This window comes from Acidiphilium rubrum, assembly GCF_900156265.1.
Lineage (GTDB): Bacteria > Pseudomonadota > Alphaproteobacteria > Acetobacterales > Acetobacteraceae > Acidiphilium > Acidiphilium rubrum.
Map to the genome: position 1 here is coordinate 99,331 of NZ_FTNE01000013.1, position 10,737 is coordinate 110,067.

9 protein-coding genes are annotated in these 10,737 nt (G+C 67.9%); 6 read left to right on the forward strand and 3 right to left on the reverse strand.

Annotation, left to right across the window (positions count from 1 at the left end; genetic code table 11):
• Window positions 1-71 precede the first annotated feature (71 nt).
• Window positions 72-1,433, forward strand: a complete 1,362-nt coding sequence (locus BW994_RS11270) for a sigma-54-dependent transcriptional regulator (RefSeq protein ID WP_029311726.1) — start codon at window positions 72-74, stop codon at window positions 1,431-1,433.
• Window positions 1,434-1,535: 102 nt separating this feature from the next.
• Window positions 1,536-2,336, forward strand: a complete 801-nt coding sequence (locus tag BW994_RS11275) for a hypothetical protein (protein WP_076454574.1) — start codon at window positions 1,536-1,538, stop codon at window positions 2,334-2,336.
• 8 nt (window positions 2,337-2,344) lie between these two features.
• On the opposite strand, the gene hrpB is transcribed toward BW994_RS11275, so the two are convergent.
• Window positions 2,345-4,777 carry an ATP-dependent helicase HrpB gene (hrpB, locus tag BW994_RS11280; protein WP_035228782.1) on the reverse strand — a complete coding sequence of 811 codons (2,433 nt, stop codon included), beginning with the start codon at window positions 4,775-4,777 and terminating at the stop codon, window positions 2,345-2,347.
• Between the two features lie 56 nt (window positions 4,778-4,833).
• Here hrpB and BW994_RS11285 point away from each other — a divergent pair, with 56 nt between their 5' ends.
• Genes BW994_RS11285 through BW994_RS11295 form a run of 3 tightly spaced genes read left to right on the forward strand, consistent with a single transcriptional unit; the run spans window position 4,834 to window position 8,027 of the window.
• Window positions 4,834-6,858 (forward strand): protein-disulfide reductase DsbD family protein, encoded by a 2,025-nt coding sequence (locus BW994_RS11285; RefSeq protein ID WP_029311723.1) that lies wholly within the window; start codon window positions 4,834-4,836, stop codon window positions 6,856-6,858.
• 17 nt (window positions 6,859-6,875) lie between these two features.
• Window positions 6,876-7,361 carry a hypothetical protein gene (locus BW994_RS11290; protein ID WP_139334089.1) on the forward strand — a complete coding sequence of 162 codons (486 nt, stop codon included), beginning with the start codon at window positions 6,876-6,878 and terminating at the stop codon, window positions 7,359-7,361.
• A gap of 33 nt (window positions 7,362-7,394) precedes the next feature.
• Window positions 7,395-8,027: a c-type cytochrome gene (locus tag BW994_RS11295; protein WP_029311721.1), complete on the forward strand. Its 633-nt coding sequence runs from the start codon at window positions 7,395-7,397 to the stop codon at window positions 8,025-8,027.
• Here BW994_RS11295 and BW994_RS11300 read toward each other — a convergent pair.
• Window positions 8,022-9,230 carry an ABC transporter substrate-binding protein gene (locus BW994_RS11300; protein WP_051657321.1) on the reverse strand — a complete coding sequence of 403 codons (1,209 nt, stop codon included), beginning with the start codon at window positions 9,228-9,230 and terminating at the stop codon, window positions 8,022-8,024. The genes BW994_RS11295 and BW994_RS11300 overlap by 6 nt on opposite strands.
• 77 nt (window positions 9,231-9,307) lie before the next feature.
• On the opposite strand from BW994_RS11300, the gene BW994_RS11305 reads away from it, so the two are divergent.
• Window positions 9,308-10,309 (forward strand): NAD(P)H-quinone oxidoreductase, encoded by a 1,002-nt coding sequence (locus tag BW994_RS11305; protein WP_029311719.1) that lies wholly within the window; start codon window positions 9,308-9,310, stop codon window positions 10,307-10,309.
• Window positions 10,310-10,443: 134 nt separating this feature from the next.
• Here BW994_RS11305 and BW994_RS19995 read toward each other — a convergent pair.
• A partial coding sequence (locus tag BW994_RS19995) for a hypothetical protein (protein ID WP_217696457.1) occupies window positions 10,444-10,737 on the reverse strand: 294 nt, incomplete at its 5' end.

Below are 10,737 nucleotides of genomic sequence, written 5' to 3' on the forward strand. Positions count from 1 at the left end.
TTTTGTAAAAAAGAACCAAAAAACTTTTGGCCTTCGGGACCTCGCCTGAGCGACGATCTTGGCTCGCGTTGATGGCCGCCATCAGCATCATTGATGACGATGCGGGGTTTCGCGACAGTCTTGCCGAAACGCTGACCGATTTCGGCCATGCCGTCACCGCGTATGACCGCGCCGGCCCCGCCATCACCGCCATCGCCGCAACCTTGCCCGACCTGGTGTTTCTTGATCTGCGGATGCCGGAAATCGACGGTATCACCGCCCTCCGCGCCATCCGCGCCGCCCAGCCAACCGCCCGCGTGGTGGTGCTCACCGCCTTTGCCACCGGCGATAACACCATCGATGCCATGCGCCTCGGCGCGTTCGATCATCTGACCAAGCCGGTCGGCCGCGCCACGCTGCAAACCCTGCTGGAATCCGCCCTCCGCCACGCCGAACCGCAGGCACGCGCCGAACCCGCAGCACCCGGCACCATCATCGGCAGCAGCCCCGCCATCCGCGACGTCCAGAAACGCATTGGCCTGGCCGCCGCCGGCGATGCCAGCGTACTGATCCTTGGTGAAACCGGCGTCGGAAAGGAACTGGTCGCCCAGGCCATCCATCGCTTCAGCGCGCGCGCGGCAAAACCCTTCATCGCGGTCAATTGCGCCGCCATCCCGGCCGATCTGCTGGAATCCGAGTTGTTCGGCCACGAGCGCGGTGCCTTCACCGGTGCCACCACAGCCCAGCGCGGCCGGTTCCGCGAGGCCGATGGCGGCACGCTGCTGCTCGATGAGATCGGCGACATGCCGCTGGCCACCCAGGCGAAAATCCTGCGCGCGTTGCAGGAGCGCGAGGTCACGCCGCTCGGCGGCGCGCCGGTGAAAATCGACGCGCGCATCATCGCCGCCACCCATCAGAACCTGCAAGCCCGCGTCACATCCGGCCAATTCCGCGCCGATCTGTACTACCGCCTCGCGGTGATCCCGATCGAGGTGCCGAAGCTGCGCGACCGTGGTGCCGATATCCTGCTGCTCGCCCGCCATATCCTGAATGAATTGCGCCCGGCGCACCCCCCCACCCTGACCGAGGCCGCCGAGCGCGCCTTGCTCGCCTATCCCTGGCCCGGCAACGTCCGCGAACTCCGCAATGCGCTGGAACGCGCCGCCAGCCTCACCCCGTCCGGCGTGATCGACGCGGCCGATCTCGCACTGAACCCCCCTGTTGCGCCCGGTGCGGCATCGGCCGTCGCCACAAACTTGCCGCAAGCCGTGGCCGCCACCGAAATCGCACTGATTCGCGCCGCGTTGATCAGCGCCCAGGGCAACCGCACCGAAGCCGCCCGCGCACTCGGCATCAGCCGCCAGGCGCTGTATGACCGGATCAACCGGTACGGCACGGCAATCATGTCGGATCTGCCGACACCCGCTGTCGGCAATCCCGACGACGAGGCGTGATCGCGACATAAAAAATCAAGCGATTTCAACAGGATAAAACTTGGCACGGCGCATGCAATGCTCGGTTCAGGCCGGACTCTCCCGGCCGTAAGGAGACCAGACATGACACGGATAAAATCCCTACTCCTCGCCGGCGCCGCCGCGGGCCTGCTCGGCGCCGGCTTCGCCAGCGCCGCCACCACGCCGACCGGCGCGGATGCCCTGCCCAGCTACACCGGCACGGTCAAGCACTTCACCATCACCCCGCGCGGCGCGATCGATGGCGTCATCCTGTCGAACGGCACGGACGTGATGTTCCCCCCCTATCTGTCCACCCAGATCGCCTATGCGGTGAAACAGGGCGACAGCGTCACCATCCATGGCCTGAAAGCCGCGAAGGAACCGGTGGTGCAGGGCGTCTCGATCACCGATGGCAGCCACACCGTCACCGATAACGGCCCCCCGGCCGGCTTCGGCCCGCATCACCACGGCGCGCCGACCCGCATGATGGTTCAGGGCAAGGTCGCACAATATCTCTATGGCCCGCGCGGCGAGAAGAACGGCGTCCTGCTCGATGACGGCACCGCGCTGCACATGCCGCCCCCGGCCATCGCAAAGGCCTCGGTCGCCAACCTGCTCAAGCCGGGTGACAAGATCGCCGCGGTCGGCTTCGGCACCACCAACGCGCTCGGATCGGTGGTGATGGTCCAGCAGATCGGTGCCGATTTCAAGGATCTGACGCGCATCGCGATGCCCCGCCCGCCGCACGGCCCCGGCATGGGCCCGGGACCGGGCTGGCATCACGGCCCGCACGGCGGCCCGGGCATGCGCCACGCCATGATGCGCCCGATGGGTGGACCAGACGGCGGTCCGGGCGCGCCGCCGCCCCCGCCGCCGGCGGATGCGGGTGCAACCTCGAAGTAACCGGCTGATCAGGATCGTGGCCGCCGCGGCAATGCCGGGGCGTGCCACGGTTCCTCCGGCCATTCATGCTTCGGATAGCGCCCACGCATATCCTTGCGCGCATCCAGCCAGCCGCCGCGCCAGAACCCGGCCAGATCAGCCGTGACGGCAATCGGCCGCTGCGCGGGTGACAGCAGCGCGATCTGCAAGCCGATCCGCCCATCCGCCAGTTTCGGGGTGGCATCCAGACCATAGAACACCTGCGCCCGCGCGGAGGCGACCGGCACCGGCGCCTCATAATCGATCGTCGCCGGACCGCCGGGTGCGGCAACCTGCTCGGGCAGCGCCTGGGCCAGCGCGCGAACCCGCTCATGCCCCAGCACATCGCGCAAAATCGCCGCCAGATCGAGGCCAGCGACCTCCTTCAGGCGCGATAGTCCGGCCAGATAGGGAAACAACCATGTCTCGAAATCGGCGATCAGCGCCGCATCGGTGAAATCCGGCCAGTCCGAAGGCTCGATCGAGCGCATCCAGCCGACCCGCGCCTGCAATTGCCGCACTGCATCGGTCCAGCCGAGCAGGGAGGGTTTTGCCGCCACCGCCGCCCGGAGCGCCGATGCGATATCCTCGGCACTGGCCGGCAGGCTCCGATCGGACAGCACGATGGTGCCGAACCGCCGCCGCTCGCGCAACATCACGGCACCCGAAGTCCCCTCGAGCGCGACATCGCGGCTGGTCGTCACCAGCGCTGCCAGCCGCGTCTCCAGCACCGCTGGGTCGAGCGGTGTCGCCAGCCCGATCCTGGGAGCGCCGCGCCCGCCGAGCGATGCCACCGCCAGCATCGGTGCCCGCGCCAGCGGATCGGCCAGATCGAGCTTCGCGCCGCCGCCATCCGCCAGCCGGAAACTGCCCGGCTCGCCGCGCCTTGCGGCCACCCGGTCGGGAAACCCCGCCGCGATCAGCACGGCAGCATCGCCCGCGGCGGCTTCATCCCGTCGCAGCCCGAGCCGCGCCCGATAGGTCGCACCAGCCTGGCGGATGCGGGCTAGTGCTGCCCGATCGCCCACGCCGCGCCCGGCAATCGCCTCCAGCCGGAGCAGAATCTCCGCACTGCCCGCCTCACGCAGCGGATCGCGCTCCTCCAGCAGCGCCGCGATATCGGCGGCGAGCGCCTGTTCACCCGGTGTGGTCGCCGCCAGCATCAGGGCGGCCAGCCGGGGCGAAGCGCCCAGCGCCGCCATCTGCCGGCCGCGCGCGGTGATTTTTCCGCCCGTATCCAGCGCGCCGAGTTCGCCCAGCAGCGCCTGCGCCGCCGCCACCGCGCCGTCCGGCGGCGGATCGGGGAACGGCAAGTCGCCGATCCGCTCGCCCCAGGCGGCGCACGCCAGCGCGAGTGATGACAATTCCGCCTCCATGATCTCTGGCCGGTCGAACTCCGGCAGGCCGCGCTGCAATGCCTCGGTCCAGAGCCGGATCGCGACGCCCGGTGCCTCGCGCCCGGCGCGGCCGGCCCGCTGGGTGGTGGCGGCCTTGCTGATCCGCCGTGTCACCAGCCGGGTCAGCGCCCGCCCGGCATCGAACTGCGGTGCACGGCGATAGCCGCCGTCCACCACCACGCGCACCCCCGGCACGGTGAGCGAGGTTTCGGCGATACTGGTCGCCAGAATCACGCGCCTTGTGGCGGAAGGCGCCAGAACCCGCGCCTGTTCGCCCGGCGGCAGATCGCCGAACAGCGGCAGCACGGTCACACCCACCCCGGCCAAGGCGGCCTCCGCGCGGCGGATTTCTCCCACGCCCGGCAGAAACGCCAGAATATCACCCCGATGCGCCGCCAGCGCCGTGCGCACCGCGCGTGCCAGCGCGTCCGGCAGATCGCGCGGATCAGCGAGGTCGCGCGCCGCGTATTCGATGGTGACCGGATAAATCCGTCCCGCGCTTTCGATCACCGGTGCCTGCAGCAAACCGGCCAGTCGCGCGCCGTCGATCGTGGCGGACATCGCGAGCAGCCGCAGCTCCGGCCGTAAGCCGCGCTGCAGATCGAGCGTCAGCGCCAGCGCCAGATCGGCATCGAGGCTGCGCTCATGGATTTCATCGAAAATCACACAGGCGACCCCGTCGAGCCCGGGGTCGGTCAGCAATCGCCGGGTCAGCAACCCCTCGGTGATCACCTCGATCCGCGTGCGCGGCCCGACCACAGAGTCCAGGCGGGTCCGATAGCCGACCAGCCCGCCCGGCGCCTCGCCGATCAGTGAGGCGATCCGCTCCGCCGCCGCCCGTGCGGCGAGGCGGCGGGGTTCCAGCATCACGATCCGCCCATCGCCCACCCAATCCGCCGCCAGCAGCGCCTGCGGCACCAGCGTGGTCTTGCCGGCGCCGGGTGGTGCGATCAGGACCGCGTTCGGCTGCGTCGCCAAAGCGGTTTGCAGCGCGGGCAGCATGGCGGTGACGGGCAGATCATCCATGGCCCGGCCGGTTAGCACCGAACCGCGTCCCGTGCGATAATCGACCGATGCGATGGATGCACCGGCTGATCCCCTTGTTCGCCCTCTGGCTGCTCGCGCCGACCCCGGCGCACGCCGCGGAAAGCAACCTGGTCGTCTCCTCGCGCGCGACCGTCTCGCTGGTCTCGGCGACCAATGAAGCGGCGGGAACCAGCGTGAAACTCGGCCTGCTATTCCGCCTCAAGCCGGACTGGCACATCTACTGGTCCGATCCCGGCGATGCCGGTGAACCGCCGAGCATCGCGATCACCACCCCCAAGGGTGCCACTTCCGGCCCCTTCGCCTATCCCGCGCCGCATTGGCTGGTGGCGAGCGGCGTGGGCGATTATACTGAAACCGGCACCGCCCTGCTGCCCTTCACATTGCATCTGCCGCAAGCCAGCGTCACCAACATTGCCGCGACCGCGAACTGGCTGGTCTGCAACCCGAAAATCTGCGTCCCCGAACATGGCACGTTCAACCTGACGCTGCCCGGCGGTGCCAGCGCTTCGCCACAGGCGCCGCTGTTCGCGCAGGCGGCGGCCGAAATGCCGCGCGTCTCGCCGTTCCATGCCATCATCGCGCCCGACGGCATCCTCGCGATCACCGGATCGGGTCTCGATCGCGCCGCCGTCAAGACAGCGCATGTCTACCCCGATGATCCGGCGGCAATCGTCAACGCCGCACCGCAGACGCTCGGCTTCGTCAAAGGCGGTTTCACCCTCGCGCTGCACCCGGCGGATGCCAAGAAACCGCTGAAATCACTGGCCGGCGTGCTGGAAATCACCGATCCCTCGGGCCAGACCCAGGCGTTGCGCATCGCGGCGCAACCGGGCGCGGCCCCGGCACCGCTGACCAGCACGCCCTGGTATGTCTGGATCGGCGGGGCCCTGCTCGGCGGGTTGATCCTGAATCTGATGCCCTGCGTGTTTCCGGTGCTAGCGATCAAGGCGCTGGCGGTGGCGCGCCTCGGTCATGACGACCGGGCCCGCGCGCGCGCCGAATCGCTCGCCTATACCGCCGGCGCCATCCTGGCGATGCTCGCCCTCGGCGGCGTGCTGCTCGCCCTGCGCGCGGCGGGCTCGGCGGTCGGCTGGGGGTTTCAGTTCCAGTCGCCGGCGTTCATCGCGATCATGGCCTGGCTGATTTTCACGGTCGGGTTGAATTTCGCGGGCGCGTTTGAAATTTCCGGCCTGGAAAATCTCGGCGCCGGCCTCGCCGCGCGCGGCGGCCTGCTCGGCAGTTTCGCCACGGGCCTGCTCGCGGTGGTGGTCGCGACGCCCTGCACCGCACCGTTCATGGGCGGCGCGCTGGCCGCCGCACTCGCCGCCCCGCTGATCCTCGGGCTGAGTATTTTCGCAGCCCTCGGCCTCGGCATCGCGCTGCCGTTCCTGCTCATCGCGCTCAGCCCCGGCATCGCCCGCCTGCTGCCGCGCCCCGGCGCGTGGATGGATGTGCTGCGCCAGTTCCTCGCGTTCCCGATGTTTGCGACCGCGATCTGGCTGCTCTGGGTCATGGCGCTGGAAGCGGGCGCCGGCGGCGTGCTGATCGTGGGGGCCGGCGCCGTGCTGATCGGCTTCGCGGTCTGGCTGCTGCGGTTTCGCCGCCTCGTGGCGCGCGGCCTTGCCATTGTCGCGCTGATCGCGGCGGCGCTGCTGCTGCCGCGGATCATCCCGGCCGGTGCCACCGGGAAGGGAGCCAATACAACCCTTCCCTCAGCCGTCGCGTTTTCGCCCAAAACCCTCGCGGTCCTGCGCGCTGCGGGCAAGCCGGTGTTCATCGACATGACGGCGGCATGGTGCATCACCTGCCAGGTGAACGAGCGCGTCGCGCTCGCCCCCGCGCGCGTGCAGGCCGCCTTCCGCGCGCATCACGTGACATTGATGACCGGCGACTGGACGCGGCGCGATCCGGCGATCACCCGCTATCTCGCCGCGCATGGGCGCGACGGCGTGCCGCTCTATGTGTTCTATCCGCCCGATCACGCGCCGCCCGAAATCCTGCCGCAGATCCTGACGCCATCGATCGTCACGTCGGCCCTCGCCGGGTCATGGACGAAATGATCCGACCGCCTAAATACATGAGCATGGCACATACCCTGTTCCGCGCTGTCGCCGCCTTAGGTCTCGCCGCCGGCCTGACCGGCACGGCGCTCGCCGCCACCCTGCCGCCGATCGGCCTATGGCAGGGGCGCTACAAATGCGCCCAGGGCCAGACCGCGCTGGCACTCCAGATCACCGCGATCAGCCCGACGCAGGTGCGCGCGGTGTTTTATTTCCACGCTTTGGCGAGCAACCCGCACGTGCCGCAGGGTTGTTTTTCGATGCAGGGGCATTTCGACCCCGCCACAAGGCGCCTGCACCTGAGCCCGACGCGCTGGCTGTCGCAACCGAAGTTCTATGTGTGGACCGGCCTGTCCGGCACGGTGGGTGCCGGCGGTGCCGTGCTGACCGGCACGATCCAGGGGCCGGCCTGCACCGATTTCGCGCTCAAACCGAGCGCCACCCTGCCAATTCCGCCCGCGCCGCCGGCCTGCCGGATGGATCAGAACGGGCCGACGGTGTAGGGACATGCGCAATCGTTACAGGGGACACATGGCATGAACGGTTTCAAAGCTGGGTTCGTCGCGCTGCTGGGCATCGCTGCCGGCATCGGCATCGCGCAGGCCGCACCGCCGCCGCAGGTGGCACAATGCGCGGGCTGCCATCAGGCGAACGGCATGGGCAATCCGGTGGCGGGATTCCCCGCCCTGGCCGGCCAGCCGACGGAATACCTTGAAGGCCAGTTGTATGCCTTCAAACACGGTACCCGCCGCAACGGCATCATGAAAAGCTTCGCAAACGGGCTGAGCGCGGCCGATCGCAAGGCGATCGCAGCCTATTACCATGGCCTGCCAGTGGTCGCCCCCGCATCACTGCCCGCCGCCCCCACCGATGCCATCGGCGCCACGCTGGCGATGCAGGGCGCCGATATCGGCACCAGCCATGCAATTCCGGCCTGCGATTCATGCCACGGCGCCGGCGGCCTCGGAATCGCCCCGGCGTTTCCCCGGCTTGCCGGCCAACCGGCGCAATATCTCGAAAATCAGCTGACGGATTGGCAGAAAGGCTCACGCAACGAGAGCAATCTGCATCTGATGCACAATGTCGCGGTGCTGCTCAGCCCGGCCCAGATCAAGGCGGTCGCGGCCTATTTCGCGGCTTTGCCGCCGGTCGCTAAACCCGGCTCATAGGCTGGTGATCGGGTGCGCGGCACCGGCGATGGTCGGGTCGATCGTGATCAGCCGCCCGCCGCGCCACTGCTGCAAGGTCGCGAAACTCGCCCGGTTCTGACCCTGTCCGTTGAACGCGCAGCCCCACCCGTTGGCGAGCGCGCCGCGCGGCCGGTCGGTCGCCAGTAGTGCCGCCCTAAACGGCTTGTCCTGCCCGAGTGCGCCCGACACCAGTTGCGCGCCGACATAGGCGGTCAAGCTCGCGCTGCTGCGCGGTGGCGCCGCATAGCGCGCCCGATAGGCCCGCGCGATCGCCGCCGCCGGCCCTGACACATCATAGAGCGGCGTATCGACCACCATGGTGTTCTCGATCGCCCGGCCGAGCGCAAACCCGAGCCCCGACATCGCATAGCCACCGCCCGCGCCGATGATCATGCGCGGCCGCCAACCCGCCGTCGCCATCGCCGCATACGCAAGCAGCACGTGCTCGGTGCGGCCGGCGTGGATCAGCAGGTCGATCTTCGCGCGCTGCATCCGGCCGATCTCGCTTGCCAGATCCATCGTATTGGTCGCGTAGCCGAGCGTGAGCACCACCGGCAGTTTGGTCTGGCGCGCCAGATCGAGCATGGCGGCCGCGAAGGCGCCATTGGTCGCGCCGTCATCGAACAACAGCGCGATCCGCAGTTCGCCCGCGGCCTTGCGCCAGGATGGCGCGATCTGCCCGGCGATCGCGGTGGTCGTGGTTGCGGCGAGGGCCGCACTGGTCAGGCCGGTGCGCACGAGCATCTTGAAGCCGCGCGTCGTGATGGCATCCGCCGGCGCATCGAGCTCGATGTAGGGAATATTCGCGAGTTCCGCTGCCGCCGTCGCGACGAACGACAGGGTTGATGAACTGGTGCCGATGAAGGCGGCCGGCGGATCAGCTTTGGCAAGCGTCGCGATCGTGCGCGCGGGATCGGTGGCATCGGCGCGGATCAGGCGGATCGGCTGCTTGCGGCCGCGGTTGGCATCGGCGATCGCGAGCGTCACGCCCCGCCAGGCTTCATCCCCGGCCAATGCCTCGGCACCCTGATCGGGAAACAATGCTGCAAGCGTCGGTGATGATGGTGCCGCGCTACGCACCGCCGCCGCGCCGGACCGGGATGCGGCCACCGCAAGGCCGCTGCCCAGCAAGGTGCGGCGGGAGAGGTTTGCGGCGCGCGAGACGAGCGGTTGAGTGGTCATGTGCACACTATATAGAGAGTGCGCGCGCCGGTGAACGCGGCCGTGCCACAAGCTCAAACCCAAAAAGGACCCGAGCCATGACAGTTCCGACCCAGATGCGTCACGTCACCTTCGATACCCCCGGCGGGCCCGAGGTGATGCACCTCACCACCGGCCCGGTGCCGCAGCCACAGCCGGGTGAAGTGCTGGTCAAGGTCGCGGCGGCGGGCATCAACCGGCCGGACATCCAGCAGCGCAAGGGCGCCTATCCGCCGCCGCCCGGTGCCAGCCCGATTCTCGGGCTGGAAGCCGCCGGCGAGATCGTGGCACTGGGCGAGGGTGTCACGGGTTGGCACATCGGCGATCGGGTCACCGGATTGTGCAACGGCGGCGCCTATGCCGAATATGTCGCGATCCCCGCCGGCCAGTGCCTGCCCTGGCCCGCCGGCTTCGATGCGATCCAGGCGGCCTCGCTGCCGGAGACCTGCTTTACCGTGTGGGCCAATCTGTTCGACCTCGGGCGGCTGGCACCCGGCGAATCGGTGCTGATCCATGGCGGCACGTCGGGCATCGGCGTCACCGCGATCCAGTTGGCCACCGCGTTCGGGGCCAAGGCCTACGCCACGGCCGGCTCGGCGGCGAAATGTGCGGCGTGCCTCGATCTCGGCGCGGCTGGCGCAATCAACTACCGCGAAGCGGATTTCCTGGCCGATATCAAGGCGATGACCGGCGGCGCCGGTGTCGATGTGGTGCTGGACATGGTCGGTGCCCCCTATACCAACCGCAATCTGCAGGCTTTGAAGCGCGGCGGCCGCCTGGTTCAGATCGCCTTCATGCAGGGCAGCGTGGCACCGGACATCGATCTGCTGCCGATCATGGTCAAGCGCCTGACCGTAACGGGATCGACCATGCGGCCCCGCACCGCGGTGGAGAAAGCCGCGATCGCCAAGTCTCTTCACGATTTCGTGTGGTCGTGGCTGGAGGCCGGAACAGTGCTGCCCGTCATTTCTGAGACATTGCCCTGGACGGATGTCGCAAGAGCGCATCAATTGATGGAAAATAGTGCGCATGTCGGAAAAATAATACTAAAAGTAAGTTAGAAAGATTTCCCGTTACATTATGGAGTTGCTTGCGTTTCGATGCAGAGTCGCCGATCCGGCACTAACGCTGACGCTCGTGTCAGGCATTTGCTGCGCTGCAGCAGGCGAGAAGGTCGGCCGGCGGCGATCAAACATTAACCGCTGGGGTCGCCCGAAAATGAGGCAAATGTTGCCGTTTTATGTCGCTTGTTAGAATTGCTGCAAAGAATTTTTAACGAATGTCCCTGAAGTTTTTCTTGCTTTGCAATATCGGGTCGGTTATTCGGAAACCATAAATTAAGTTTTTTGGAGGCTTCCCGATGAGTAGTTCCGTAACGGTTGTTGGCGGTGTCAAGGTGGTGTAACCTGACGTCTGGAAATTCATTTGGGGTTGGGAGTTGGTGCCCTTGCCGGGGCATGCCCCGGCAAGGGCTGTTCATTCTGGTATT